26 protein-coding genes and 2 pseudogenes are annotated in these 25037 nt (G+C 70.5%); 13 read left to right on the top strand and 15 right to left on the bottom strand.

The features are described from left to right. The first annotated feature begins 223 nt into the window (after nucleotides 1-223). From ACIQZO_RS38280 to ACIQZO_RS38270, 3 genes and pseudogenes are all read left to right on the top strand, one after another. Nucleotides 224-1450 (top strand): PP2C family protein-serine/threonine phosphatase, encoded by a 1227-nt coding sequence (locus tag ACIQZO_RS38280; RefSeq protein ID WP_403635718.1) that lies wholly within the window; start codon nucleotides 224-226, stop codon nucleotides 1448-1450. 303 nt (nucleotides 1451-1753) lie between these two features. Then, nucleotides 1754-2293 (top strand): annotated as a pseudogene (locus tag ACIQZO_RS38275) (recombinase family protein); the annotation flags it as partial. A gap of 95 nt (nucleotides 2294-2388) precedes the next feature. Further along, nucleotides 2389-2601 carry a hypothetical protein gene (locus ACIQZO_RS38270; protein WP_403635760.1) on the top strand — a complete coding sequence of 71 codons (213 nt, stop codon included), beginning with the start codon at nucleotides 2389-2391 and terminating at the stop codon, nucleotides 2599-2601. Nucleotides 2602-2823: 222 nt separating this feature from the next. Here ACIQZO_RS38270 and ACIQZO_RS38265 read toward each other — a convergent pair whose 3' ends face one another. Then, nucleotides 2824-3309, bottom strand: a complete 486-nt coding sequence (locus ACIQZO_RS38265) for a pyridoxamine 5'-phosphate oxidase family protein (protein ID WP_403635756.1) — start codon at nucleotides 3307-3309, stop codon at nucleotides 2824-2826. A 180-nt stretch (nucleotides 3310-3489) separates the two neighbouring features. Here ACIQZO_RS38265 and ACIQZO_RS38260 point away from each other — a divergent pair, with 180 nt between their 5' ends. From ACIQZO_RS38260 to ACIQZO_RS38250, 3 genes are all read left to right on the top strand, one after another. After that, nucleotides 3490-3954: a Crp/Fnr family transcriptional regulator gene (locus tag ACIQZO_RS38260; protein WP_403635717.1), complete on the top strand. Its 465-nt coding sequence runs from the start codon at nucleotides 3490-3492 to the stop codon at nucleotides 3952-3954. Between the two features lie 45 nt (nucleotides 3955-3999). Beyond that, the gene (locus tag ACIQZO_RS38255; protein WP_403635716.1) at nucleotides 4000-4644 is read left to right on the top strand and encodes a CBS domain-containing protein; all 645 of its coding nucleotides are present in this window, start codon (nucleotides 4000-4002) and stop codon (nucleotides 4642-4644) included. Between the two features lie 114 nt (nucleotides 4645-4758). Beyond that, nucleotides 4759-5475, top strand: a complete 717-nt coding sequence (locus ACIQZO_RS38250) for a response regulator (protein ID WP_403635714.1) — start codon at nucleotides 4759-4761, stop codon at nucleotides 5473-5475. A 226-nt stretch (nucleotides 5476-5701) separates the two neighbouring features. Here the strand turns inward: ACIQZO_RS38250 and ACIQZO_RS38245 are convergent, their stop codons facing one another. The 12 genes and pseudogenes from ACIQZO_RS38245 to ACIQZO_RS38190 all read right to left on the bottom strand — a co-directional run. Then, nucleotides 5702-5860 (bottom strand): DUF1918 domain-containing protein, encoded by a 159-nt coding sequence (locus ACIQZO_RS38245; protein ID WP_403635712.1) that lies wholly within the window; start codon nucleotides 5858-5860, stop codon nucleotides 5702-5704. After that, nucleotides 5793-7028, bottom strand: coding sequence for an HAD-IC family P-type ATPase (locus tag ACIQZO_RS38240; RefSeq protein WP_403635711.1), 1236 nt, complete (start codon nucleotides 7026-7028; stop codon nucleotides 5793-5795). The genes ACIQZO_RS38245 and ACIQZO_RS38240 overlap by 68 nt, the downstream gene beginning before the upstream one ends. After that, the gene (locus tag ACIQZO_RS38235; protein ID WP_403635709.1) at nucleotides 7001-7168 is read right to left on the bottom strand and encodes a cation-transporting P-type ATPase; all 168 of its coding nucleotides are present in this window, start codon (nucleotides 7166-7168) and stop codon (nucleotides 7001-7003) included. Before ACIQZO_RS38235 ends, ACIQZO_RS38240 begins: the two co-directional genes overlap by 28 nt. A gap of 7 nt (nucleotides 7169-7175) precedes the next feature. Next, nucleotides 7176-8033 (bottom strand): universal stress protein, encoded by an 858-nt coding sequence (locus tag ACIQZO_RS38230; protein ID WP_403635708.1) that lies wholly within the window; start codon nucleotides 8031-8033, stop codon nucleotides 7176-7178. Continuing rightward, a complete protein-coding gene (locus ACIQZO_RS38225) occupies nucleotides 8033-8935 on the bottom strand; it encodes a universal stress protein (RefSeq protein WP_403635707.1) in 903 nt (300 codons plus the stop codon). The genes ACIQZO_RS38230 and ACIQZO_RS38225 overlap by 1 nt, the downstream gene beginning before the upstream one ends. A gap of 168 nt (nucleotides 8936-9103) precedes the next feature. Next, nucleotides 9104-9403, bottom strand: coding sequence for a DUF1876 domain-containing protein (locus ACIQZO_RS38220; RefSeq protein ID WP_403635706.1), 300 nt, complete (start codon nucleotides 9401-9403; stop codon nucleotides 9104-9106). Between the two features lie 21 nt (nucleotides 9404-9424). Then, nucleotides 9425-12106, bottom strand: a complete 2682-nt coding sequence (locus ACIQZO_RS38215; RefSeq protein WP_403635704.1) for a cation-translocating P-type ATPase — start codon at nucleotides 12104-12106, stop codon at nucleotides 9425-9427. Next, complete coding sequence (locus ACIQZO_RS38210; RefSeq protein WP_403635702.1) at nucleotides 12099-12692, bottom strand: hypothetical protein; 594 nt, start codon at nucleotides 12690-12692, stop codon at nucleotides 12099-12101. Before ACIQZO_RS38210 ends, ACIQZO_RS38215 begins: the two co-directional genes overlap by 8 nt. A 97-nt stretch (nucleotides 12693-12789) precedes the next feature. Beyond that, nucleotides 12790-13293 carry a flavodoxin domain-containing protein gene (locus ACIQZO_RS38205; protein ID WP_403635700.1) on the bottom strand — a complete coding sequence of 168 codons (504 nt, stop codon included), beginning with the start codon at nucleotides 13291-13293 and terminating at the stop codon, nucleotides 12790-12792. Nucleotides 13294-13354: 61 nt separating this feature from the next. Beyond that, nucleotides 13355-15802 carry a phosphoenolpyruvate synthase gene (ppsA, locus tag ACIQZO_RS38200; RefSeq protein WP_403635699.1) on the bottom strand — a complete coding sequence of 816 codons (2448 nt, stop codon included), beginning with the start codon at nucleotides 15800-15802 and terminating at the stop codon, nucleotides 13355-13357. A 377-nt stretch (nucleotides 15803-16179) separates the two neighbouring features. Further along, entirely contained in the window at nucleotides 16180-16860 is a 681-nt protein-coding gene (locus ACIQZO_RS38195; RefSeq protein ID WP_403635697.1) for a helix-turn-helix domain-containing protein, read from the bottom strand. Between the two features lie 110 nt (nucleotides 16861-16970). Further along, nucleotides 16971-17126, bottom strand: a pseudogene (locus tag ACIQZO_RS38190) (alcohol dehydrogenase); the annotation flags it as partial. A gap of 206 nt (nucleotides 17127-17332) precedes the next feature. Here ACIQZO_RS38190 and ACIQZO_RS38185 point away from each other — a divergent pair. The 3 genes from ACIQZO_RS38185 to ACIQZO_RS38175 all read left to right on the top strand — a co-directional run bounded on the left by ACIQZO_RS38185 (nucleotide 17333) and on the right by ACIQZO_RS38175 (nucleotide 19978). Further along, nucleotides 17333-18760: an MBL fold metallo-hydrolase RNA specificity domain-containing protein gene (locus tag ACIQZO_RS38185; RefSeq protein ID WP_403635695.1), complete on the top strand. Its 1428-nt coding sequence runs from the start codon at nucleotides 17333-17335 to the stop codon at nucleotides 18758-18760. A 93-nt stretch (nucleotides 18761-18853) separates the two neighbouring features. Beyond that, nucleotides 18854-19315: a Crp/Fnr family transcriptional regulator gene (locus ACIQZO_RS38180; protein ID WP_403635693.1), complete on the top strand. Its 462-nt coding sequence runs from the start codon at nucleotides 18854-18856 to the stop codon at nucleotides 19313-19315. A 9-nt stretch (nucleotides 19316-19324) separates the two neighbouring features. After that, the gene (locus ACIQZO_RS38175) at nucleotides 19325-19978 is read left to right on the top strand and encodes a CBS domain-containing protein (RefSeq protein ID WP_403635692.1); all 654 of its coding nucleotides are present in this window, start codon (nucleotides 19325-19327) and stop codon (nucleotides 19976-19978) included. Between the two features lie 14 nt (nucleotides 19979-19992). Here ACIQZO_RS38175 and ACIQZO_RS38170 read toward each other — a convergent pair whose 3' ends face one another. Next, a complete protein-coding gene (locus ACIQZO_RS38170) occupies nucleotides 19993-20814 on the bottom strand; it encodes an ABC transporter permease subunit (RefSeq protein WP_403635690.1) in 822 nt (273 codons plus the stop codon). Then, complete coding sequence (locus tag ACIQZO_RS38165) at nucleotides 20811-21722, bottom strand: ABC transporter ATP-binding protein (protein WP_403635754.1); 912 nt, start codon at nucleotides 21720-21722, stop codon at nucleotides 20811-20813. The genes ACIQZO_RS38170 and ACIQZO_RS38165 overlap by 4 nt, the downstream gene beginning before the upstream one ends. A 153-nt stretch (nucleotides 21723-21875) precedes the next feature. On the opposite strand from ACIQZO_RS38165, the gene ACIQZO_RS38160 reads away from it, so the two are divergent. The 4 genes from ACIQZO_RS38160 to ACIQZO_RS38145 all read left to right on the top strand — a co-directional run bounded on the left by ACIQZO_RS38160 (nucleotide 21876) and on the right by ACIQZO_RS38145 (nucleotide 24996). After that, nucleotides 21876-23252 carry a rhodanese-like domain-containing protein gene (locus tag ACIQZO_RS38160; RefSeq protein ID WP_403635688.1) on the top strand — a complete coding sequence of 459 codons (1377 nt, stop codon included), beginning with the start codon at nucleotides 21876-21878 and terminating at the stop codon, nucleotides 23250-23252. A 41-nt stretch (nucleotides 23253-23293) separates the two neighbouring features. Further along, complete coding sequence (locus tag ACIQZO_RS38155; RefSeq protein WP_403635752.1) at nucleotides 23294-23653, top strand: rhodanese-like domain-containing protein; 360 nt, start codon at nucleotides 23294-23296, stop codon at nucleotides 23651-23653. Beyond that, nucleotides 23650-24396, top strand: a complete 747-nt coding sequence (locus ACIQZO_RS38150; protein ID WP_403635687.1) for a sulfite exporter TauE/SafE family protein — start codon at nucleotides 23650-23652, stop codon at nucleotides 24394-24396. The genes ACIQZO_RS38155 and ACIQZO_RS38150 overlap by 4 nt, the downstream gene beginning before the upstream one ends. An 81-nt stretch (nucleotides 24397-24477) precedes the next feature. Next, a complete protein-coding gene (locus ACIQZO_RS38145) occupies nucleotides 24478-24996 on the top strand; it encodes a rhodanese-like domain-containing protein (protein ID WP_403635685.1) in 519 nt (172 codons plus the stop codon). Nucleotides 24997-25037 lie beyond the last annotated feature (41 nt).

Raw genomic sequence — 25037 nt, 5'->3', positions numbered from 1 at the left:
CGGAGACCAGCCGGCGGTACCCCCGCTCGCAAAGCACCCGGGCACCACATCCGTCGCCTTTCACCCCGCCCCGTCGGCAGCCTCTTCGGATCCAAGACCGCAGGCAGTGCGAGGCGACATGCCGCGTATGGCCTAATGAGCCGCTCCGACGGCTTGACCAGGTCACGTTGTGCGGAAGCGGTGACCGGCGTGGGCGGGTCGGAAGGCGGTGGCGAACCGGACCATGGGCGAAGAGAGCGTGGACCGGTCTGAGGGTTTCGGCGAGCGGCTACTCGGCCTGCTGCTGGATCGGGCGCGGCTGTTGCCGCCGCAGCTGATCCCGCCGCTGATCGCGGAGGGGGTGGCCGGGATCGGCGGCCGTGAGGTGTCCATTCTGCTCCAGGACTATGCGCAGGAGCTGCTGGTGCCGCTTCCGGGCAGGAAGCTGCACGTGGGCCAGCCCGAGCCGATGGCCGACTCCCCCGCCGGCCGGGCCTTCCTGCGCGCGGACGTCGTCGAGGTACCACAGGCCGGCGGTGGCGTGCGGATGTATCTGCCCCTGCTGGACGGCAGCGACCAGGTGGGAGTGATGGCCCTGACGCTGGACGCCGTCGGCGACGATGACCGGCGCCTGCTGCGCCGGCTTTCCGGCCTGGTCGCCGACTTGCTGGTCACCAAGAACGCCTACACCGACCAGTTCTTCCTGGCCCGGCGCCGGGAGCCGATGAGCGTGTCCGCGGAGATCCAGTGGGGCCTGCTGCCACCGCTGACGATGACCGTGCCCCAGGTTCAGGTGGCAGGCATCCTGGAGCCCGCCTACCGCGTCGCCGGCGACAGCTTCGACTACGCCCTCAACGACAACATCCTGCACATGGCCGTGATCGACGCGATGGGCCACGACCTGGACGCCGCCGCGATGGCGACCATCGCCATCGGCGCCTACCGCCATGCCCGGCGCGTGTTCATCAGCCTGGCCGAGAAGTACGCGTTCATGGACCAGGCCATCTCCCGGCAGTTCGGGGCCGACCACTTCGTCACGGCGCAGCTGATGCACCTGAACATCGCCACCGGTGAGATGGAGCTGGTCAACGCGGGCCACCCCGCACCGCTGCTGATCCGCGACGGCCAGGTCGTGCGGCAGCTGGAGAGTGCAACGACGCTGCCCGTCGGCTTCGGAGGTGAGGTGCCCCGTATCAGAGAGCACACGCTCCAGCAGGGCGACCGGGTGCTCTGCTACACCGACGGCATCATCGAGGAGCGCATCGACGGCGGGGAGACCTTCGGTGAGGAACGCCTCATCCGCTGCGTCAACCGCCTGGGCCAGGCGCCGTCAGACGGAATGCGGGCGGATCTGCGCCGGCTCTCCCACACGCTGAAGCAGGAACGGGGCGGACGCACCAGCGACGACGCCACCCTCTTCATGATCGAGTGGCGCGGAGGCGCCGCCGACCACCTCGCAGTCCTCGACTGAACACCTCGAGACCGGCCGAGTGGACCAGCTGGTCCTGTCTCGTCGGCTACTGGCGTGAGGCAGCACCGGAACGCGGCGAGTTCGCCCCATCACGCCCCCTGCAGCTCGTCAGCGACACGCTGCCACCGTTGGTCCCCAAGGCTGTACGTCTTCGGTAGGTCGACCGACCGACCGCGCGTCACTGTCACAAACGTTCCTTTCCCAGAGCAAGATCAAAAACAGTTCGGCGGGAGCGGTCCGGATCGTGGATCCACTGTCACAACTCGCTCTCACTCAAAAGTGGAACCGGGCACGTTCTGGGAAATGTTTGTGACAGCACCCTGGGTCATGACGGACCCTCGAACCGCACTCGCCTCCGAAGCGGACGACGTCGAGCGCCACCCCTGCCCGCGTTGTCACGCATCGCCAGGCTCACCCTGCCGCTCGCGCTCCGGCGCGGTCGCCGGGACCTATCCCGGCCGGTTCACCAAGGTGCCCCGGCTCGCGAAACTCCTGCGCGTGCCAACCCCCGCCGACCGCGGCCCCGGCCAGCCATGGCGGGCCGGCACTCCGGCGCCCGCACCCGTCGACCCCGACACCCCGAGCGCGGACATCCGTATCGGATACGCTCGCTGCTCGACCCTCACCCAGGAACTCCAGACGCAGCTCGACGCACTCGCCTCCAAGCACATCCCCCGTGACAAGATTTTTTCGGAGAAGATCAGCACCCGGGCCGGGTCCGCCGCCCACGGCCTGGTGCTGGAGATGCTTGCCGGTCCTCTTCAGGGGATGTACGACCCCAGCGGGCCGGGACGCCTGCTGTTCGGGTTCTTCGCCGCGATGGCCGAGACGGAGCGCGAGAACATCCGGGAGTCCACCCTCGAAGGACTGAACGCCGCAGCGCGCAAGGGCAGCCACGGCGGTCGGCCCCCGGTCATCACCGACGACATGCTGCACACGTGCTCCGCCGCCGCGCGAACGGCGAGACCGTCGAGCAGATTCAGCCCGACCTGCTCATCCCCACCGGCCGCCGCAAGGGACACAACCCCAACCTCTCCAGCAGCTACCGGTCACTCGCCGAGCACGAGAAGACCCAGGCGTACCCGGAGGCCATCGCCACGGCGCACGCCGACTTCGCAGCCCTCCATCAGCGCGACCGCAGCCCCAAGTAGTTACTCAGCGCTACACGCCACCTGGCCGTAGCTATACGAGAACAGGGCCGCCACGGTCAGGCCCACAAGGCGACGACGGACACCATGGCGAGCGGGCCGGCCAGGCCGACTGCCGTGCGACGGGTGCCCAGGACGGACGACAGCCAGCACAGCGTGGTCATGACCAGGCGGTTCAGCCCGCCGTGACACGTCGGGGGCCATCGTGTGAGCGGGGCCGGGGCCTCACCCGGCGGCGGAAATCGGCCGAGGTTCCGGCCCCAGGCGGAACCCTGTGACAAGTTCGGACCGGATGCGCAGGAGGTCGGCCATCGGCTGGTTCATCCACGGGCCGAGCAGCGCCGCAAGCCGTTCGGCTTCATTGCGGTTCACGACGAGCTCGCCGTAGCCGATCACCACGACACTCCAGCCGAGATGCGTGTCGGGGTCGATGGCGTCGGCTTCGTAGGCGAGGACGATGCCAAATGTGCCGGGCATCGCCACCAGTGACGCGCGTGACGCACCTTCGTCGAGCCGGACGACCACGTCCTCCCCCTCGACGACGTGGTTCACCGGCCGAATGGCCGGCAGCGCCTGGTGGGTGAAGACGATGCGGCCCAGCGACACGCTGCCCAGGAGCCGCAGCGCTTCGGATCGGTCCAACTGCTCCGTGGACCGCACCGGGTCCGGGACGGCGTCGTGATCCGACCTGCAGGCGGTTTCATGATTCATCACACGGCCCTCCGCTCCGACCTCATCCTGTCGGCCTCGGCTTCGCCCAGCGTCCTTGCCTCCTCGCAGCCCGCGCCAGGGCCGAATGGTCCCCTGCCCTGTGGAATCGGGGGCCGGTCGGCCCATGCCGAGCACCTGCGGAGCCGCCCAGAATTGAATCGGGATCGATCGGAGGCCGCCATGAGGACCACTCCCCCTACGAAGGTCGCCGGCGCGCTGCCGGCTGAGCACCGTTCCCGCCTGATGAGCGTCGCGCGGGAGGTCAACTTCCCCGAGAACGCCCGTCTCTTCAACGAGGGCGGCCGGGCGGCCAGGTTCTGGATCGTCCGAACGGGCATCGTCGCCCTGGACGTGCATGTGCCCGGCAGACAGCCGGCGGTGATCGAAAGCCTCGGACCGGGCGAGCTCGTGGGGTGCTCCTGGATGCTGCAGCCCAGTGCCTGGAGGCTGGGCGCGGTGGCCACGACGCCGGTGCGCACGTACGAATTCGACGCCGCCACGGTGCGGACGATGATGGATACCGACCCTGCCTTCGGCTCCGCCATGGGCCAGTGGGTCGCGCAGGTGCTCGCGCACCGGCTGCACGCCGCCCGTGTCCGGCTGCTCGACCTCTATGCCCCGCACGGCAGTGGCAGCTATCTCTGACGGCCGGTGTCCTGCACCTGAGCCCCCAGCAGTGAGGAGGGCGTCATGCCCGCGTTCCGTTACACCGTCAGCGACGTCATGACCCATACGGCTGTGGCGATCGGCCGTGAGGCTTCGTACAAGGAGATCGTCGAGCTGATGGACCAGTGGAAGGTCAGCGCCGTTCCTGTCCTGGAGGGCGAGGGGCGTGTCGTCGGGGTGGTCTCCGAGGCGGATCTGCTGCCGAAGGAGGAGTTCCGGCGGGACGACCCCCGGCTTCCCGATCAGCTGGAGGAGGCTTCCAAGGCGGGGGGTGTGCTGGCCGAGGAGCTGATGTCGAGCCCGGCCGTGACCGTACACCCCGACGCCACGCTCGCCGAGGCTGCCCAGATCATGGCCCGCAAGCACGTGAAGCGCCTCCCCGTGGTGAACGGCGTGGGGATGCTGGAGGGGGTCGTGAGCCGGAGCGACCTGCTCAAGGTGTTCCTGCGCACCGACGAGGAGATCGAGGAGGAGATCCGCAACGCGGTTCTCACCGAGCTCGCTCCCCCGGTACATCTACAGGCATCGGTGAAGGACGGCGTCGTCACCCTGCGCGGATCTCTCCGTGACCGCGCCCCGGTACCGCTGACGGCCCGCGCCATCCGTGCCGTGGAAGGCGTGGTGGACGTACGCATGGAGCTGGAAGGGCAGCCCGCCGGAGCTGCCTGAAACCCTTCACCGCCGCGCCGGCCCCGGGACGCACCACAAGATGCATCCGCCCGCTCCCCTGAGACAATGCGTACGACAAGACGTACGCACAGCCGATCGTCTACAGGGGCGTACATGTCCGACGCACCAGCACCCGCTGTCTCGTCCAGGGCACCCATCAGGGTCTTCCTCCTGGACGACCACGAGGTCGTACGCCGTGGCCTGCACGATCTGCTGGACGCGGAGCCCGGCATCGACGTCATCGGCGAGGCATCGACCGCCGAGCAGGCATTGGCCCGCGGGCCGGCGCTGCGCCCGGACGTCGCCGTGCTCGACGTCCGGCTGCCCGACGGCGACGGGATCACCGTGTGCCGCGAGTTGCGCTCGCGGATGCCGGATCTCGCCTGCTTGATGCTGACCTCGTTCGATGACGAGGACGCGTTGCTCGACGCGATCATGGCCGGTGCGTCCGGCTACGTCCTCAAACAGATCAAGGGGTCGGACCTGGTCTCGGCCGTACGGACCGTGGCGACCGGGCAGTCGACGCTGGACCCGGCGACGACCGCTCAGCTGATGCACTCGCTGAGGGGCCCGGAGACCGCCAAACACCCGGAGGACGAGCGGCTGGCCGCCCTCTCGGAGCGGGAGCGTTCCGTGCTCGAACTGATCGGCGAGGGCCTCACGAACGCGCAGATCGCCAAGCGGCTGTACCTGTCCGAGAAGACGGTCAAGAACCACATCTCACGGCTGCTGGGCAAGCTGGGGGTGGAGCGCCGGGTGCAGGCCGCCGTCATCGCCGCACAGGTCCACGAACACGGGCACGAGCCCGAGCGCGGCAAGGGCCGGAGCTGACCACCGGCGGGGGACCCGCACCCGGCAGTCGCCTCCATCCAGCGGTACCCGCCATTCCCGTTTCGTACCGCGCCCGGTCGGCCCCGTTGATACGGAGAATTCACCGCCCAGCCGTTCGGCCCGCTCGGCGAGATTGCGAAGCCCGCTGCGACGTCGTCGGTCCCGAGGTCGGGACGGGGGATCAGGCCGTCCTCCTGCCCCCGCCTTCCCGCTCAGGCTGAAGTCGTCAGCCGGAGTCCTCCGCGCCGAGATGCCGAACGTGTGCGTCCGGTCCGGGGAAGAAGAGCGTCGTCCTGCCGGTGTCCGACCAGCGGACGTCATAGGGCGGGGTGCCGTCGTCGTGGTGCAGACCGACGACTTCGCCATCGCGACCCGCTTGGCCCACCGAGGGACCGCCCACCACGATCTCGTCGCCGACGCGGGCGTGGGTACCGTGCTCGACCAGGGGTGGGTGCGCCTGAGGAGCTCCGGCTCGCCGCACCCCGCCTTGACGGCGGCCGACAGGAGGGCGGCTTCCATGGGGTCGCCGACCGCGGTCCACCGGTCCTCGTCCGGGGCGTTCCCTGGGGCGGCCGCAGGGAGGCGTCGTTGCAGAGCGACGCTGCCACCAACAGCTCCTGTACGGGGACGAGCTCGGACACCGTCGGCGGCCTGCCCTCGACCAGGACGTCTCCCTGCGGTTCGTACCCCACTCCGAAGAAGTCGACCTCGGCCCGTGGCGTCCACACGTGCTGGACGACCATGCGGCCTTCGGTGAGGGTGCCCGTCTTGTCGGTGGCGAGGACCGTGACGGAACCGAGGGTCTCCACGGCGGGGAGCCGACGGATGAGAGCGTGCCGGGCCGCCATGCGCCTGGCGCCGAGTGCCAGGGCCAGGGTCACGACGGCCGGCAGCGATTCCGGGACCGCCGCGACCGCGAGCCTGATCGCCGTCACCGCCATGATCCCGAGCGGCAGGCCCCGTACGAGCCCAAGAGCGAAGACCACCAGGCAGAGGGCCAGGGTCACGACGGCCAGGATGCGCCCCAGCGAGGCGAGACGGTGTTGCAGGGGTGTCGGCTCCCGTTCGGTGTCGAGGAGGGCAGCGATCCGGCCGAGCGCGCTGTCGGAGCCGGTGGCCCTCACCGTCGCCACGCCCCGGCCTCGCACGACCACGGTCCCCGCGCCCACCGTCGAGTCGTCCGCCTTGTCCACGGGGACGGATTCCCCGGTGAGCATGGATTCGTCGATCACGAGGGCGGACGCCTCGGAGACATCGGCGTCGGCCGCCACGATGTCGCCCTCGGCGAGCAGCAGGACATCGCCGGGCACCACGACGGCGGCGGGGACCTCGCGCGGAGCACCGTCCCGCAGGACCCGTGCCTTCGGTGCCGACATCTCCGAGAGAGCGGCCACGGCATGGTCGGCACGGGTCTCCTGCACGACGCCCACGGCCGTGTTGACGACGATCACCACGGCGATGACCACCGCGTCGGCGTGGTCGCCGATCGCGATCGTCAGTGCCACCGCGCCCAGCAGCACCATGATCAGCGGATCGCGCAGCTGGGCCAGCACCCTGGCGTACCAGGGGGGGCCGCCGGGGCGGGCGGTATCTCGTTGCGCCCGTGCTCGGCCAGTCGACGTACCGCCTCGACATCGGTGAGCCCGCCGAGCGTGCGCCCAGGTACCTCTTCGGTGGCCGGGGTCGTCGCCATGGCGGTCCTATTCGGCCGGAACCGTGATCACCGGGCAGAACGCCCGGTGCAGCAGTCCGTGGACGACGGAACCCAGGCGCATGCCGGAGTAGCCTCCGCGTCCGCGGCGGCCGACCACCACGGCCAGGGCGTGCTCGGCCGCCTCCGCGAGCTCCTCCACCGGATGCCCGATCGGGATCTCGTGGGAGAGCTTCACATCCGGGTATTTCTGCGACCAGCCGGCCGTGGCCTCGGACAGCATCCGCCGCTGGGCCTGCAGTGCGACTTCCTCGTCGTGAAGCAGGAAGACCGGCGGCTGCCACACCGCGATGGCACGCAGTGCGGCGCCGCGCAGGTCGGCTTCCTCGAAGGCCAGCGCCAGCGCCGCCTTCGAGGACTCGCTGCCGTCGATGCCCACGACCAGGTAGGACGGCTGTTGGGTGATGTGCTCGGGGTTTCCGACCACAACGACCGGGCAGTGTGCCTGGGCCGTGACCGGGACCACCGTGGAGCCTGCGCTGAAGTACTCCGCGGTCCGGCTCAGGTGGCGGGATCCGAGGACGAGCATGCGGGCCCGGTAGGACAGGCGGCCGATGGCGGGGACGGGGATTCCTTCGATCAGATCGGTGGCCACGCCGGCCCCCGGATGCCGTTCCCCCGCCCAGTCCGCAGCGGCCGCGAGGGCTTCCGAGCCCGCCTGGTGCAGGGCCGTGGTGCGAGGGGTTCCGTTGACCTGCCGCTTCTGGTGCGGCGGAGGCACTGCCACGACGAGCCGGAGCCCGGTCTTGCGGCGGTGAGCCTCGTCCGACGCCCAGGCAAGGGGCAGGTGCCAGTCCCCGGCCGGGTCGATGCCGACGACGATCTCGCGGCGTTCGGCGGCGGCCATCACGATTCGCCTCCGTGCTTGTCCGTGTGGCGCGGGATGAGCAGCACGGGGCAGTGGGAGTGGTGCACGAGGCTATGGGTGTGCCGCCCGAGGGTGGGTCCCAGGTACGCGGACGCCCGACGTCCGCCCATGACCAGCAGGTCGGCGTGTCGGGAAGCCTCGACCAGGACACCGGCGACGGACATGCCCTTCTCGGCGTCCGCCCGCACGGTGAGGCCCGGGAACTCCTGGCGGATCTGGTCGGTCACCGCGGTCAGGTGCCGGACGTACTCGTCGGCGATCTCCGTGACGTCGTCCATCATGGTCACCACGCTGCCGACGGACTCGAGCACGTTCCACACGTGGAGCAGCCGCAGCTCCGCCTTGCGGAGCTCGGCCTCGCGGGCCGCGTGACGCACACAGTCGAGGTCGTGCTCGTCACGGACCCCGACGAGCATCATCCCGTTCTCGGCGGCGTTGTCGGTTCCCCTGACGACGATGACGGGTGTCCTCGCGCCGGCCGCGACCTTCAGGCCCACGGATCCGAGCATGAGCGAGTTGAATCCGCCCAGACCCCGGTTGCCGACCACGATGGTGCCGCGAAGGCCAGCCGCCCGGTGCAGGCTGGCCACGGGGTCGCCACGGCTGAACTCTGTGGTGGCGACCAGGCCGGGGTGCTGTTCCTTGACCGCGGCGGCGATGCCGTCGAGCAGTTCACGGCCGGCGCCACGGACGCGCTCGATGGTCTCGACGGATACGTAGAGGGCCCGGCCGTCCGTGTCGGCGCCGTACACGATGTGCAGCGGACGCCTGCGGCGTTCCGCCTCTCCCGCTGCCCAGAGCGCGGCCTGACGGGCGGGCTCGGAGCCGTCGACGCCGACGATGACGGATCCGAGTTCGGAGCCGCTGACGGTGTTGTTCATGATTCCTCCTCGCCCAGGGCCACTGGGGTCTGATCTCACGCTGACACCGAGGGCCCCGCCGGGAAGAGGGCCGCTCAGGGCCTTCATGGGGGCCAAAGGTCCCTGCCGAGGACGGCGTGCGGGATCCCCTTCGAACGCGTTGGCCAGGCCGGCCCCGATCCTTCGTGTTCACACTTCGGTGTCCAGCCACCCTGTGTACGGTTTCAGTGACTCCTGGAGGGACGGGGCGCCGGCGGCCTGCATGTCACCGTAGGCGGCTCGCTTCATCTGGAGGGCGAGATCCTCCATGGCGCGAGCGACCGCGAGTTCGTCGCCGATCTCCGGGACGTCGGTGTCCTGGGGTGCGCAGCGGGCGGTGCCGTGGCCCGTGAGCCTGTTCGTGCCCGTGTCGAGTTCCAGGCGGGCCTTCGTCGTGTGGTCCTCCTCGAAGAGGTAGAGATGGACCTTCCACTCAGCGATGTGTGACATGGCAGGCCTCCGTTAGAAGGGTCAGGGCTTCGTGGGGTGGTGAGTACGCCGGACCCATCGCCGCAGTTCGTCCGTGCCCCAGACAAGGACGGGGAAGGTCGCGATGAGGGCGACGACGTCCAGCGGCAGGGCGGCGGTACCGAACAGGCCTTGCAGGGGCGGCGCGTATACGAGGGCTGCCGTGAAGGCGAGCTCGAAGGCGATGCCGGCCAGGAGCAGGGGGTTGGTGAAGAGGCCGATGTCGCGCAGGGCGGCATGGTCGGTGCGGGCGGCGAAGGCGGTGCCGACCTGACAGGTGACGATGCCGGCGAACGTGGCCGTGGTCGCGGTGACGTACGCGTGGTGCAGGGGGCTGCCCGTGCCGGTGGGGTCGCCCGGGTGCCAGCCCGCGCGCCACAGTACGTAGAAGAACGCGCCCATGACCAGGATGGCGGAGACGGTACCGAGGTAGCCCCAGCTGCGGATGAGCATGTCGCGGGAGATGACTCCTTGTGAACTCGGGCGGGGCGGGCGGCTCATGGTGCCCGGTTCGGCTCGTTCGCGGCCGAGGGCGAGGGCGGGGAGGGTCTCGGTGCCGAGGTCGATGGCGAGGATCTGCAGGACGGTCAGCGGGAGCGGGACCGTGCCGGCCGACAGCGCGAAGACCAGGAAGGGGACGACCTCGGGGGTGAGGTGGGCGAAGATGTAGACGATGAACTTGCGGACGTTGTCGTAGACGCGGCGGCCCGATTCGATCGCGGTGACGATGGTGGCGAAGTTGTCGTCGGTCAGCACCATGGTGGATGCCTCACGGGCCACGTCCGTGCCGGAGAGTCCCATCGCCACTCCGATGTGGGCCCGGTGCAGGGCGGGGGCGTCATTGACCCCGTCACCGGTCATGGCGACGATCTGGCCGTGTGCGCGCAGGGCGTCGGCCACCTTCAGCTTGGTCTCGGGCGAGGAGCGGGCGAAGACGACTTCGGCGTCAGCCGATGCGAGGAGTGCATCGAGTTCGTGGTCGCCGATCGACTCGGCCTGTGCCACCACCCGCAGACGAGGTAGGCCGATGCCGACTTCGCGGGCGACGGCCGCGGCGGTGGCGCCGTTGTCGCCGGTGACGATGTGCACACGGAGTCCTGCCTCGTGGCAGCGCCGGACGGCGGCGGCGGCTTCGGGGCGCGGTGGGTCGTACAGGCCGACGAGCCCGAGCAGGCGGAGCCCGGTCTCAGCGTCCTGGCGACGGGTCGGTGCCTCGGCGCCGGCCGGCAGGGTGCGGACGGCGACGGCCAGGACGCGCATGCCTTCGTGGGCGAGTTCCTCCGCCGCGGCGGCCGCGGACCCCGAACTGCCTTCCACGGTTTGCAACACCGTCTCCGGCGCGCCCTTGACGATGACGCGCAGGCCCTGCAGGCCATCGGCGTGGACGACGGACATCAGGCGCAGCCTGGGGTCGAAGCGGAAAAGGGCTCGCCGCCCGGTGTCACGGCCGTCAAGTTCGACGGGTGCGGCGTGGGCAGCGGCACCCTCCACGAGAGCCATTTCCGTCGGGTCGCCGCGAAGTTCGCCGTCCTCGCCTCGGGTGACCGTGGTGCACAGCGAGCTGGTTCGCAGCAGCTCTCCGTCCCAGGGGCCGACTTCCCTTCCGTGCTCCGGCGTCCACACGGCTTGGAGTCGCATGCGGTTCTGGGTGAGGGTTCCGGTCTTGTCGGTGCAGATGACGTTGGTGGAGCCGAGGGTTTCCACGGCGCTCAGGCGTTTGATCACCGCTCCCTGGCGGGCGAGAACGCGTACGCCGACGGCGAGAGCGAGGGTGATGGTCGGCAGCAGCCCCTCGGGGACGTTGGCGACGAGGAGGCCGATCGCGAACATGAGGGTGTCCGTCAGCGGCAGGCCCACGGCGACACCGGCCGCCAGGAACACTCCGCCCATGGCGACCGCTACGGCGGCGATGAGCCAGGCGACCTTCTTGACCTGCTGTTCCAGGGGGCTGGGGTCGCGCCGGGTGCGCTGGCTCAGGGCAGCGATGCGGCCGAGTTCCGTGTGGTCCCCGGTGGCGAACACGATCGCCTGGGCCTGGCCCCCGGTGCAGACGGTGCCGCTGAACACGAGGTTGGGTTCCTGTAGCAGCGGTGCCCCGATGAGCCCGGGACCGGCGATGCGTTCGGCGGGGGTGGACTCTCCCGTCAGCATCGACAGGTCGACCTCGATGCCTCCCTCGGTCAGCCGTGCGTCGGCGGGAACCTTGGCGCCCTCTTCGAGAACGACCAGATCGCCCGGCACCAGTTCGCCTGCCTCCACCGCCGAGGGCCGGCCGTCGCGGATCACCAGGGCGTGCTCGGGGAGGTACTTCGCGAGGGTCTCCACCGCCTGTTCGGCCTGCCGTTCCTGGAGGAGCGCGAACGCCGCATTGACGAGAACCACGGCGATGATGGCCCACCCGAGCACGGGGATGCCTGCGACGAACGCCAGCGCGGCGGCCGCCCACAGCAGCAGCGCCAAGGGGTGGACCAGCTGCCGTACGAGTTCACGCCCCAGGGAGGTACGGGCCTTGCGGCGGACTTCGTTCGGGCCGTAGACGGCAAGGCGGCGGGCCGCCTCGCGTACGGAGAGTCCGCTCGGCCCGGTGCCGAGTTCGCGCCTCAGGAGCGGCAACGGTTCGAGGGGGTCGGGGCTCGGGGGCAACCCGTTGGCCGGAGATGGGGGCCGGGTGCCTGCCTCAGTCATCGCCAGGTCCCTGTTCGCGCCGCGGCCTGCCGGACCAGCGTGGCTCCACGGCCTCCCACTCGTGCTCCCACTGGGTCAGGGTGCGGGTCTCGACGAGGAGCAGACGAAGGCGGACCACTGCCCCCGAGGCCAGGACGAGCAAGCCGAGTGCTCCGGCTCCCGCCGCTGCGGCCGTGAAAGCGCGTTGGGCTTCGGACGAAGGTGCCTGCGCTTCCGTGCCCGCGTCATCGACCCAGATCGTGACCGTCCGGCCTGCCGGTGTGCCGAGCGGGACGGAGACCGTACCGGAGTGCTGGTGAGCGGCCGGATACTCCCAGGCGGCTGGAGCAACCACCCGCGAGTTGCCGCCGGAGCGGCTGGAGACCGCGCGCTCCGCGGCACCGACCGTCGTCGCCACGATCTGGTGCCGGTGGCGGGCCGCTTCCCTGGCAGTCCGGCTTTCGGAGTCCCAGACGGCCGTCGTGACGACGACGCCGCTGAACAGGGCGATCAGCAAGGACAGCACGAAGACGACGTTCCAGCGGCGCCGGGTCCGGTCGACCGGGCGACGCAGCTCGTTCGGACAGCCGTCGAACAGCCGACGCACCCGGGCGGCTCTCGCCGGGCGCGATCGCGTGGGCCCGTCTCCGGGCGAGCCGGCCTCGGACATCGTGCACCTCCGCGCTCTGATCCTGCCCAGCCGCTCAGCGGGGAGCGGCGAGTTCGGCGCTGATGTGGTGGGCCCACGTCCGGATCCGCTCGGGATTGCGGAAGTCTCCTCCCTTGCCCGCGCGGACCATGGCCCGGGCGATGAACCCGGGCGTGCTGGAGGTGATGCTGCCGCCGAAGGTGATGTGCTCGCGTGCGCCGAGGCGCTCCATCTCCCGGGCCACCGCCGGCACCGGCGCGATGTCGTGCTGCTCTGCGGAGCTGTCGACGGGGCCGCTGCTGAACAGGTAGACCGGGCGGTGCTTGAGGAGGTGCTCATTGCGTTCGGCGCAGCGCTTGGCCTTGCCGCTCCAATGCCCGGCGTACAGGGCGCCGCCGAGCACCACAGCGTCGTACCCGCGTACGTCGTCCACGTCGTCGGCGGGTACCACGACGGCGTCGAGGCCGTCCTCACGCAGGGTCCTGCCGATCTCGGAAGCGATTCCGGCGGTCGCACCGTGTTTGGTGCCGTAGGCGACCAGGACACGCTTGGAAGTCATGACGACTCTCCGTTGCTCTCTGTTGTGGTGCGCTTCAAGCGCCTTCATGTGGTGTCTTCCTTCACTGTCGTGAGGGAGACGGCTGCTCCGCTTGGGGCCTTCGGGTCCCGGATGAGGCCGTCCGGCCCTCCCCGTACCGGACCGCTTCGGCGGCGGCCACGTGCTGCTTGACTGCGGCGAAGCTGTCCGGGGCGACGGAGATGGAGTCGATGCCGGCCTTGACCAGGAACTCGGTGAAGGCGGGGTCGTCACTGGGGCGCTGGCCGCACAGGCCTACCGGGCGGCCGGCGGACTGGGCGCGCGGGACGAGGGTCTGGATGCTGCGGGTGACGGCCGGGTCGGTCTCGTCGAAGACGTGGGCGAGGGCTTCGGAGTCGCGGTCGACGCCGAGGGTGAGCTGGGTGAGGTCGTTGCTGCCGATGGAGAAGCCGTCGAATCGTTCGGCGAAGTCCTGAGCGAGGATGACGTTGGCGGGGATCTCCGCCATGACGTAGACCTTCAGGCCGTTCTCGCCGCGCCTGAGACCTTCCTCGGCCATGACGTCCAGGACCCGGTCGGCCTCTTCGAGGGTGCGGCAGAAGGGGATCATGATGATGACGTTGGTCAGGCCCATCTCGTCGCGGACCCGGCGCAGGGCCTGGCATTCGAGGGCGAAGCCTTCCCGGTACCCGTCGCTGTAGTAGCGGCTCGCGCCCCGCCAGCCGATCATCGGGTTGGCTTCGACCGGTTCGAACGGCCGACCGCCGAGGAGTCGTGCGTACTCGTTGGTCTTGAAGTCGCTGGTCCGTACGACGACGGGGGCGGGCCAGCGGGAGGCGGCGATCCGGGCGATGCCGTACGCCAAGCGGTCCGTGAAGTAACGGGTGCGGTCGAGGTAGCCCTCGGCGAGTTGATCGACGGCGCAGCGGTCGGCGTGGTCCAGGCGTTCGGGGTGCAGCAGGGCCATGGGGTGGACCTTGACCTGGTGCGCCACGATGAACTCCAACCGGGCCAGGCCGACACCGTCGGCCGGCAGCCGCCACCACCGGAAGGCGGCGGAAGGGTCGGCGAGGTTGAGCATGACGTACGTCCGGGTGGCGGGGATGTCGGCGAGGTCGGTCTCGGTCTCCTCGTACGCGAGCAGCCCGTCGTAGACCTTGCCGCGTCCCCCTTCCGCGCAGGAGACGGTCACCTCCTGTCCGTCGTGCAGGGCCTGCGTCGCCCGGCCGGTGCCGACGACGGCGGGGACGCCGAGTTCGCGGCTGACGATCGCGGCGTGCGAGGTGCGGCCGCCGTGGTCGGTGACGATGGCGGAAGCGCGCTTCATGATCGGCTCCCAGTCAGGGTCGGTGATACCGGTGACGAGCACCCCGCCGGACGGGAAGCGGTCGAGGTCGACGGGCGAGTCCAGGAGGACGACCGGTCCACTGCCGATGGCTTCGCCGACGGCGGTGCCGTCCACGAGGGGTGTACCGGGCGTGGCTGTCAGTCGGCAGCGGCGCAGGGTGGAGGCGGCGCGGCGGGACTGTACGGTCTCGGGCCGGGCCTGCACGATCCACAGGTCTCCGGTGAGGCCGTCCTTGGCCCATTCCAGGTCCATGGGGCAGCCGTAGTGCCTTTCGACGGTCAGTGCCCAGTCGGCGAGGAGCCGGACCTCGGCGTCGGTCAGGACCCGCTGCGAGCGCTCCTCTGCGGTGGTCTCGACGGTCCGGGTCAGTCCGTGCTCCGCATAGACCGCCTTCCGCCGCTTCGCTCCGACGCGTACGTCGATCAGCGGGTCCAGCTCCGGGCCCCTCAGGCTGGGCTTGAAGACGGTGTACTCGTCGGGGTCGACCTGCCCGCTGACGACTGTCTCACCGAGCCCGAACGCCGCGCTGATGACGATGACCTCGGGGAATCCGCTCTCGGGGTCGAGGGTGAAGATCACGCCTGCGCCGGCAAGATCCGAGCGGACCATCTTCTGAATGCCGACCGAGAGGGCGACCTGGAGGTGGTCGAAGCCCATCCGCTCCCGGTAGTCGATGGCGCGGTCGGTGTAGAGGGACGCGTAGCAGCGGTGCACCGACTCCAGCAGCCGGGCGGTCCCGCGCACGTTCAGGAACGTCTCCTGCTGGCCGGCGAAGCTCGCCTCCGGCAGGTCCTCGGCGGTGGCGCTGCTGCGTACGGCGACCTCCGGGTCCTCACGGCCTTCGTCACGCCCCAGCTGCTCGTACGCGGAAACGATCTCGGCCCGCAGTCCTGGGGGCAGCGGCTCGGCGAGGGTCATCGACCGGATCGCGGCCCCGACCTCGTCGAGCGCAGCGCCTTCGCGCAGGCGCGCGATCCGTTCCTCGATCCGCCCGCGCAGTCCGTGTCCGTCCAGCAGCTCTCCGTACGCGTCGGCCGTCGTGGCGAACCCCGGGGGGACGCGCACACCGGCACCGGCCAGGTGGGCGGTCATCTCCCCCAGGGAGGCGTTCTTGCCCCCAACACCGCCGACGTCCTGTCGGCCGAGTTCCGCGAACGGAATGACGTGCCGTGTGCTTGCCATGACGACCTCCGGACTCAGTACGGGAGCGGGCGGCCGGACGGCGTGCGCAGGTCCAGCGGCGCGGGCTTGTGGGGCTGCTTCTGGTGGGGCTGGATCCGGATGCGCTGCATCGTGGCCACCTCTTCTGGAAACGGAGCCTGGATCGGCATCCGGATTCCACGATCACGCCGGGAGGCGACTGTGTCGCAGTGCCGAGTGGGACAGCGGCGAGGGGCCGACCGGTCCGTACCTCGGAGGGGCCGACCTGCCTATGGCAGGCCGGACAGGGGACCGCGGGGCTCATGCCCGACAGGCGCAGGCCGTGCAGGCGGGGGCATGTCCGGGACCACCACGGAGGAGCACCCCGTCGGTGTCGAGGACGGCGGCTCTAGGCGGACTCACGGCCGGATCACCCGGCGCCCGGTGATCCGGATCGCAGTGACCTTCATCCAGTGTGTCCGCGGACCGCCGGCCCAGGGCAGCGAGTACGAGACGGCATCGAGCTTGCCGAGCTCCTCTGCATCGGTGACGCCTTCTGCCTCGCCCACGGCCATGACGCTCCAGCCCAGGCGCGTGACGTCGTCGATATGGTCGACCTCAAAGGCCACTTCCGTCCCGGCAGCCCGCGCGAGCACCGCGTCACCCGAGGTCCTGAAGGCGATGTCGCGGCCTGCCACTACGTAATTGACCGGGAAGATCGCCGGACCGTCCGGGGTGAACACGGCGATCCTGCCGACGCCGTGCGTGGACAGCAACCGCCGGCACTCTCCGTCGGACAGCTCGACCAGCTCGACGTCCAGCGCGGCCGTTCCGCTGCCGGGCGGGTACTCCGTCGTCGCACCGGAGAGTTCCGCAGCGGTCGTCCCCAACGCGTCGGCGAGTCGCAGGAGGGAGCTGACCGCAGGCGCTGCCGCGTGTTCCTCCAGGTAGGCAATGTACGTGCCGTCGGCCCCGCAGCGCTCACCCAGTTGGTCCCGGGTGAGGCCGAGTTCCTCACGGCGCACGGCGATCCGCCGCCCGAGGTCGGTGCGTCCGGCCGGCGCCTCCGCGGCGCCCGGCCCGTGTCGGATCCTGACCATCGTCTTCACGTCCTCTCGAGTTCACGGCCGGGTGGCCGAGACGGTGACGGCATCGTGCGGGGCCCGCCGCCGAGCGCGACCTTGAGGGGCCCGGTGGCGCGGGCGCGGCATGTGCCGTCGATGGTGTGGCTCGGGCCCCGACCGCCGTCCCCGCGGCACCGGCCGTAGTGGCCCGTGCGGAAGAAATGGCAGCGGCCGCATGCCGAGGTGCAGGAGACGAGCACGCGGCCCCCGGGCCGGACAGTCCGGACGTCGCCGCCGGTCTGTCCGCAACCCTGGAAGGCGAGCGCCTCCATGGTGTCCCTTTCTTCCATTCCGCACCGTTTGAGAGCGTCACCGCCAGGCTGAACCGGACTCGACCGGCCGCGCATGGGCCGGTCGGTCCCCTGCCGGGGCCTGTCGGCCCCCTGCCGGCCCCTGCACGCGGTGCGATGGTGAGAACCGGATCCCCTCACCGAAGGGAGGGCCGGTCGTGTCCGAGACAGCACCGCGCCCTGCCGCCGCCCCGCCCAGACCCGCACTCCTGCGGTTGCTCGGTGCGGTACGCACGGTCACCGGCAGCAAGTTCCTCATCGAGAGCGACCACGCCCGCATCCTTGTCGACTGCGGGCTCTTCCAGGGTTTCGCGGACCTGCGCCGTCGCAACTGGGAGAAGCCCGGCTTCGAGGCCGCCGACCTGCGCGCCGTGGTCGTCACCCATGCTCACCTGGACCACTGCGGCTATCTGCCGCGCCTGGTCCGGCACGGCTTCCGCGGCCCGATCCTGAGCACCGCCCCCACCGCCCGGCTCGCCGAGATCGTGCTCCGCGACAGCGCCCGCCTCCAGATGGAGGCCGCCGAGCACGCCAACAGCCACGGCTGGTCCAAGCACCGCCCCGCCAAGCCTCTGTACGACGACGCGGACGTCGAGAACACGCTGAAGTTCTTCGACCCGGTCGAAGTCGGCAGCGAGATCGAGATCATGGCCGGAACGAAGCTGAGGCTGCACCACGGCGGGCACATCCTCGGCTCCGCCTGGGCCCACCTCACACTGGAGGACGGCCACACCCTGGCTGTCAGTGGCGACCTCGGCCGCCCCGGGCACCCCCTGCTGCTGCCCCCGGAGCCGTTCTCCGGTGCCGACCTGCTGCTGATGGAGTCCACCTACGGCGACCGCCGCCACGACCACGAGACGGCACGGCGCGAATTCGCTGCCGTGGTCACCAGAACGCTGTCGCGTGGCGGAACCGTGGTCATCCCGTCGTTCGCGATCGACCGGACCGAGGTCGTCCTGCACGAGCTGGCCGAGCTGCGCCGCGACAGCACGCTGCCCCGGCACGTACCTGTCTACGTCGACAGCCCCATGGCCCTGGCCGCCCTGGACGTCTACCGGGACGCCCTGCGCTCCCGTTCTCCCGAGCTGCGGCCCGAGATCCTGGCCCAGGGCGAGGCGGCGTTCAGCCCGGAGCCCTTCCTGGCCGCCCGTACCGTCCAGGAGTCGATCGACATCAACAGCACCGCCGGGCCGGCAGTCATCGTCTCCTCCGCAGGCATGGCCACCGGCGGTCGTGTCCTGCACCACCTCCGCCGGCTCCTGCCCGACCCCCGCAACTCCGTCGTCATCGTCGGCTTCGCCGCCGCCGGAACGCGGGCGCGTGACCTCGTCGACGGCGCCCGCACCCTGAAGATGTTCGGCGAGTACATCCCCGTACGCGCCGAGGTGGCCGACGTACCCCATTTCTCCGCCCACGCCGACGCCTACCAGATCATCGACTGGTTGCGGGACGCACCCGCCCCGCACACCACCTACCTGGTCCACGGCGAGGAGACCGCCGCCGAGACCCTCCGGGACCGCATCGACCGTGAGCTGGGCTGGACGGCCGTCGTACCCAAGCCCGGGGAGGCCGTCCTGGTCCGCTGACCCGGGCCGAATGGGCCTGCGGTATGCACCGCGAAGCCCTCCCGCACTCCAAGGACTGGCGCGAGCCTGAAAGGGAAGGGCTGGAGGCACACCATGAACACTCTCCTGGGCGAGATGGAACCCGAAGCGCGTAAGGCCCTGCTCGCCCACGCCCACCGCGTGGACATCCCCGCCGGAACCCGCATCTTCAGGGAGCGACAGCGGGCCGACCGCTTCTGGTTCATCGAGAACGGCACCGTCGACCTTGACCTGCACGTCCCCGGGCACAAGGCCGCCGTCATCGACACCCTCGGTTCGGGAGAGCTCCTCGGCTGGTCCTGGATGGTCCCGCCCTACGCCTGGCACCTGGGCGCCGTCACCACCCACCCTGTCCGCGCACTCGAATTCGACGCGGTGGCCGTGCGGAGGCTCTGCGACGAGAACCCCGCCGTGGGCCGTTGCATATCCACGGCTGTTGCCGCAGTCATCGCCCGTCGGCTCGACTCGGCCCGCACCCGGATCCTCGACCTGTTCGCACCGCACCACAGCGACATGCCGCTCGCCTACGCCCGCTGAGGACCAGCCATGACCTCCACCCCGTACACCGTCAACGACGTCATGACGAAGACCGTCGTCACCGTCACCGCCGCCGCCGAGTTCAAGGAGATCGCCACCGCGATGGAGCGCTGGAAAGTCACCGCGGTCCCGGTCATCGAAGGCGAAGGGCATGTGGTCGGCGTAGTCTCCGAGGCCGACCTCCTCACCAAGGAGGAGTTCCACGAGCACGGACCGAGCCTCATCGAGCAGATGCGTCGTCTCGGCGACACCGCGAAGGCCGGATCGGTTCGCGCCGAGCAGCTCATGACGAGCCCAGCCGTCACCATCCGCCCCGACGCCACCCTCCCCCGAGCCGCCCGTGTGATGGCCGACCGCCGCATCAAGCGCCTCCCGGTCGTGGATGCCGACGGCACTCTCCTCGGCATCGTCAGCCGCGCCGACCTCCTGAAGGTCTTCCTCCGGTCCGACGACGACCTCGCTGCCGAAGTCCGCCACGAGGTCGTCGAGCGCCTGTTCCCGCTCTCGCACCGCGACATCACGGTCGACGTGACACACGGCATCGTCACCTTGAGGGGAGAGACCCGCGACCCCCACCTCATCCCCGTGGCCACTCGCCTCGCCCGGTCTGTCGAAGGCGTGATCGGTGTGCACTCCCGACTCGCAGGCCCCGCATCCCCCTGACCGCTGTCCCCGCGCTACGGGGCCAGGTCCCGCTTCATCAGCAACGCGTGGCCCAGGATGAGCCCCACTGTTCCGACCCCGACCAGAACTCCCAGCTGCGGCCACAGCACGTGGCCCTGCGCCAGCGCGTCACCCGGTGTGTAGTAGTGGAAGGGACTGATGAACCGCAGGGGCGCCGCCTTGGACCAGGCCAGCGCGACGAAGTTCAGTGCGAAGCCGACCGCCCCGATCGCGATCGTCGCACCGATCACCTGGGCGCGCCGGCTCCCCCATGCGGACACGGCCAGAGCCGGTCCGGCCAGGCACAGCGCGAAGCCGCAACCCATCAGCCCCGCCGCGAAGACACCGCTGAGCGGCACGTCCCGGTGGATGTCCGGCGACAGCCAGACGCCGGCCGCCACCGTCAGCGTCGCCGCGGCGTTCAGAGCGAGCGCGGCGATCACCACGGCAGCCGTCCGTTCGGTGAGCAGCCGGTTGCGGCTCACGGGGCGTACCATGATCAGCTCGATCGTCCCGGATTCCACGTCGGCCGCCACCGCGGCTGCGGCCAGGGCGCCGATCGCGGTCAGCTGCATGGCGATCCAGAACGGATGCACGAGTCCGGCCCCGAGCAGCCCCGGATAGCTCGCGATCGAGACATCTCCGCCCGACCCGCTGAACGCCCGGTACGCCGACGGCGGGCCCTTCCCGCCCGCCGAGAACAGCTGCCCCGGCGCGATCGTGTTCGCCACCACCACGATCAGCGCCTCGAAGACGACCATCCCCACCACCAGGGCCACCAGCATCCGCCGACGCCGGTGCAGTGCCAGCCACAGCAGGGGCCATCGCGTCTTCACGGCGCCGCCGCCTCCGCCTTGCCGTTGCGGTACAGATCCAGGAACGCCTCGTCCAGACCCGCCTCCTCCACGATGACGTCAGCCACTCCGAGGCCCAGCAGTTCACGCAGTGCTCCCACCACCTCGCTCGGGGGTACGAGGAGCTCCACCCGGTCGCCTTCCCAGCGGGGCACCCACTGCTCTGCGCGCCCCAAAGGGCGTGTCCCCTTCCCGTCACCGAAGGTCAGGCGGATCCGCCGCGCACGCGCCTCCCGGAGGGCGGCCACGCTCTCCACCGTCACCAGGCGCCCGTCCCGGACGATCGCCACGCGTCCACAGGCCCGCTGCACCTCCGGTAGCACATGGCTGGACAACAGCACGGTGCGACCATCGGCCGCTGCCTGCTGCATCAGCTCGAAGAACGTCTCCTTTACCAGAGGGTCCAGGCCCTCGGTCGGCTCGTCCAGCACCAGCAGCCTGGGATCGTGTTGCAGCGCCTGCACCAGGCCCAGCTTCTGCTTCATGCCGCGCGAGTACCCGCCCACCGTGCGCCGCAGGACCGCAGGCGTCAATCCCAGCCGCTCGCACAGCTCGGCTCGCCGTGTGCAGGGCCGGCCCTGGAGGGAACACAGCAGGTCGAGAGTCTGTGCCCCGGTGAGCTCCGGGTACAGCCGCAGTTCACCCGGGAGATAGCCGAGTTCCCGAGCCACCCGGCGGTGATCGGCGAGCGGGTCCATCCCCAGCACCCTCATGTGCCCGGCCGTCGGGCGCAGCAAGCCGGTCAGGCACCTGAGTGTGGTGGTCTTGCCCGCCCCGTTCGGCCCGAGGAAGCCGAACACCTCGCCCGGACGGATGCCGAGTGTGAGTTCCTCCACCCCGACCACTGACCCGTACCGCTTGGTCAGTCCTCTGAGCTCGATCGCGTACATGGCGCCCACCCCACCAGTCTGTGCCCTGGCCCGGACCGACGCGCAGTGAGCCGAGTGCAGCCCCCAGAGCGCCGGCGAAAATACCCCCGGGGGTACTAGTGCTACGCTCGAGGTATACCCCCGGGGGTAATTCCCATGAGAAGGAGTGACAGCGTGTTCTTCATCGACACCCTTGAACTGGAAGGGCTCGGCAACCGCAGCTACCTGGCAGGCGGTGCCCACACGGCCGTGGCAGTGGATCCGCCGCGCGACGTCGACCAGGTACTCGCCGTGGCGGCACGGCGCGGGGTGCAGATCTCCCACGTCGTGGAGACGCACGTCCACAACGACTACGTCACCGGCGGCCTCGACCTGGCCCGCCTCACCGGCGCGGTCTACCACGTGCCCGCCGCGGCCCGGGTGTCGTTCGCCCACACCCCCGTCAATGACGGCGACACCTTCGCCGTGGACGACGGAATCACGCTGCGGGCATTGGCCACCCCCGGCCACACCCCCCACCACACCTCCTACGTGCTGGAGGAACAGGGTGAGGCCGTCGCCGTCTTCACCGGGGGTTCCCTGCTGATCGGTACGGTGGGACGGCCTGACCTGGTGGAGCCGCGACTGACCGAGGAGCTGGCCCGTGCCCAGCACGCCTCCGCGCACCGGCTGGCCGCCGAACTCCCGGACGACACCGAGGTCCTGCCCACCCACGGGTTCGGAAGCTTCTGCTCATCCGCGCAGGCCGACGGGGACGCCACCACCATCGGCAAGGAGAAGGCCGGAAACGACGCCCTCGTCCAAGGCGTCGACGCCTTCGTCGCCGGCCTGCTGGCCGGGCTCGACGACGTGCCCGCTTACTACGCCCACATGGGCCCGGCCAACGCCGCGGGTCCGGCTCCGCTCGACCTCACCCCACCTCCCGTGGCGGACGCCGCCGACATCGCCGCCCGCCTGGCCGCCGGGGAGTGGGTGATCGACCTGCGCAACCGCATCGCATTCGCCCAGGGGCACGTAGCGGGATCGTTCAACTTCGAGGCCGACGGGAAGATCGCGGCTTACCTCGCGTGGTTGATCCCCTGGGGCAAGCCCGTCACGCTGCTCGCGGAATCCCCCGAGCAGCTGGCGAAGGCCCAGCGGGAACTCACCCGGGTCGGGATCGACCGCCCGGCCGCCGCCGCCACCGGAGAACCTGCCAAGTGGATCTCCGCGAACGACGAACTGCGGGACTTCCCACGAGCCACGTTCGCCGACCTCGCCGCCCTGGACCCGTACGAGCACCGAATCCTGCTGGACGTACGGCGGGACTCCGAACGCGCGGCGGGCTGGATCGAAGGCTCGGTGCACATCCCGATCCACCAGCTGCACCGACGCCAGGACGAGGTACCGGCCGGAGTGGTGTGGGTGCACTGCGCGGGCGGCATGCGCGCGGGGATCGCGGCCTCCCTGCTCGACGCCGCGGGACGCCACGTCGTGGCCGTCGACGACTCCTTCGACGCAGCCCGCAGCGCGGGCCTCCCGATGGTCACCGGACCCCGTTCCGACGACTGACGGCTCGCCCTCCCCGTTCCCGACGAGAGAAGGACCCGATGATGTTCCCCTACCGGCGCGGCCCCGCCCGCGTGACTCCAGCCGATGCCCATCAGCGCACCCGTGACAAGGGCGTCGTCCTGCTCGACGTACGCGAGCGGGCGGAATGGACGGCCGGCCACGCACCCGGCGCCGTGCACGCCCCACTTTCCGCCCTGCTGACAGGCGCTGGCCTGCCTCGGGACGCCGAAGGACGGCCGCTGATGGTGATCTGCCGCTCCGGGCACCGCTCCCGGCAGGCCGTGAGACTCCTGACCCAACGGGGATCCGAGGCCGTCGACGTCACGGGCGGCATGAACGCCTGGGCCGCAGCGGGACTTCCGGTCGTCGACGGCCACGGAAACCGCGGCTCGATAGCGTGAGCACGCTCGTCCTCGCCCTGATCGCAGGAGCCGTCGTCGGCCTGGCACTCGGCGCCTTGGGGGGCGGTGGCAGCGTACTCGCGGTCCCGGCACTGATCTACCTGCTCGGCTTCACCCCGGCCGCCGCCACCACCGCATCGCTGATCATCGTCACCGCCACGTCCGCCACCGCCCTCTACACCCACGCCACCGCCGGCAACGTCCACTGGAGAACCGGCGCCCTCTTCGCAGCCGCCGGCATCCCTCCCGCCATGGCGGCAGCCGCCCTCGCCGCACGACTCCCCGGACAGCTGCTCACCGCCGCGTTCGCAGCCGTCGCGGGTTTCGCGGCCCTGCGCATGCTCAAGTCCCCCGCACCCGAGAACGAGGTCCGCCCGGTCCACGCGGTACGGGCCGCCGGAGCCGGCGCGGGCCTGGGGGCGGTCACCGGATTCCTGGGCGTCGGCGGCGGATTCCTCGCCGTCCCCGCCCTGGTAGGAGTGCTGGGTCTGAGGATGCGGGCGGCCATCGGGACCAGCCTGCTCGTCATCACCGTCAACTCGCTCGCCGCGCTCACCGTCCGTACCGGCGGGGCCGGGCCTCTGGACTGGGCAGTCGTCGCACCCTTCACCGGGGCGGCGATCCTCGCCGCCTGGGACGGAAAGCGCCTGTCCGCCGTGATCAAGGGCCCTGCCCTGCAACGCACCTTCGCTGTCGTGCTGCTGTCGGTCGCGGCCTTCATGCTCACGGACGCGATCCACTGAAAGCGGTTCCGCCCCCACGGCCCCACCCCCAGCTCGCCCGGTAACTTCACCCGCCCCCCACCCAGTAGGAGACAGCCCGCCATGACCACCCCCCACGCACTCAGCTCCGCACAGGCCCTCACCCGCCTGCACCAGCTCACCGTCCTCGACGTCCGCACTCCCGGCGAATACGCCACAGGTCACCTGCCCGGCGCCCTGAACATCCCCCTCGATCAGATCTCACGTGCCCTCCCCGCCATCCACCACGCCGCCGACCGTGGCGACATCCTGGTGGTCTGCGCCTCCGGAGCCCGCTCCGACAGTGCCCGCAAGACGCTCGCAGAGCACGGCATCGACACCACCACCCTCGCCGGGGGCACCGGCGCCTGGGCCGCCGCAGGACATGACCTCCACCGCCCCGAGCAAGGCTCGCGCACTACGTGGGGCATGGAACGCCAGGTCCGCCTGACCGCCGGCGCTCTCGTCCTGGCAGGCCTCGGGCTCGGCCTGCTCCACCCCGCCTTCCAGCTCGTCGCCGCCGCCGTCGCAGGCGGACTGGTCCTCTCCGTGTCAATCCCCTCGAAGTGTGGAGTCCTTCCTATGCGGCCAGCCCCACAGTGAGGCCGGTCCAGTACTCGCGTTCGTAGTCGATCGGACTCTTG

Source organism: Streptomyces sp. NPDC097617 (genome assembly GCF_044761485.1).
In the GTDB taxonomy this organism is placed as follows: Bacteria; Actinomycetota; Actinomycetes; order Streptomycetales; family Streptomycetaceae; genus Streptomyces.
The sequence above is the reverse complement of the archived record's forward strand: the minus strand, read 5'-3'. Positions and strand labels throughout refer to the sequence as shown.

Bases quoted from the DNA above. Each gene is read 5' to 3' on its own strand.
- ACIQZO_RS38180 (WP_403635693.1), top strand. From the start codon at position 18,854: ATGAACACTCTCCTGGGCGAGATGGAACCCGAAGCGCGTAAGGCCCTG.
- ACIQZO_RS38145 (WP_403635685.1), top strand. From the start codon at position 24,478: ATGACCACCCCCCACGCACTCAGCTCCGCACAGGCCCTCACCCGCCTG.
- ACIQZO_RS38155 (WP_403635752.1), top strand. From the start codon at position 23,294: ATGTTCCCCTACCGGCGCGGCCCCGCCCGCGTGACTCCAGCCGATGCC.
- ACIQZO_RS38265 (WP_403635756.1), bottom strand. From the start codon at position 3,309: ATGAATCATGAAACCGCCTGCAGGTCGGATCACGACGCCGTCCCGGAC.
- ACIQZO_RS38225 (WP_403635707.1), bottom strand. From the start codon at position 8,935: ATGAACAACACCGTCAGCGGCTCCGAACTCGGATCCGTCATCGTCGGC.
- ACIQZO_RS38250 (WP_403635714.1), top strand. From the start codon at position 4,759: ATGTCCGACGCACCAGCACCCGCTGTCTCGTCCAGGGCACCCATCAGG.
- ACIQZO_RS38280 (WP_403635718.1), top strand. From the start codon at position 224: ATGGGCGAAGAGAGCGTGGACCGGTCTGAGGGTTTCGGCGAGCGGCTA.
- ACIQZO_RS38230 (WP_403635708.1), bottom strand. From the start codon at position 8,033: ATGGCCGCCGCCGAACGCCGCGAGATCGTCGTCGGCATCGACCCGGCC.
- ACIQZO_RS38165 (WP_403635754.1), bottom strand. From the start codon at position 21,722: ATGTACGCGATCGAGCTCAGAGGACTGACCAAGCGGTACGGGTCAGTG.
- ACIQZO_RS38175 (WP_403635692.1), top strand. From the start codon at position 19,325: ATGACCTCCACCCCGTACACCGTCAACGACGTCATGACGAAGACCGTC.
- ACIQZO_RS38195 (WP_403635697.1), bottom strand. From the start codon at position 16,860: ATGGTCAGGATCCGACACGGGCCGGGCGCCGCGGAGGCGCCGGCCGGA.
- ACIQZO_RS38215 (WP_403635704.1), bottom strand. From the start codon at position 12,106: ATGACTGAGGCAGGCACCCGGCCCCCATCTCCGGCCAACGGGTTGCCC.
- ACIQZO_RS38205 (WP_403635700.1), bottom strand. From the start codon at position 13,293: ATGACTTCCAAGCGTGTCCTGGTCGCCTACGGCACCAAACACGGTGCG.
- ACIQZO_RS38260 (WP_403635717.1), top strand. From the start codon at position 3,490: ATGAGGACCACTCCCCCTACGAAGGTCGCCGGCGCGCTGCCGGCTGAG.
- ACIQZO_RS38220 (WP_403635706.1), bottom strand. From the start codon at position 9,403: ATGTCACACATCGCTGAGTGGAAGGTCCATCTCTACCTCTTCGAGGAG.
- ACIQZO_RS38255 (WP_403635716.1), top strand. From the start codon at position 4,000: ATGCCCGCGTTCCGTTACACCGTCAGCGACGTCATGACCCATACGGCT.
- ACIQZO_RS38235 (WP_403635709.1), bottom strand. From the start codon at position 7,168: ATGGCGACGACCCCGGCCACCGAAGAGGTACCTGGGCGCACGCTCGGC.
- ppsA (WP_403635699.1), bottom strand. From the start codon at position 15,802: ATGGCAAGCACACGGCACGTCATTCCGTTCGCGGAACTCGGCCGACAG.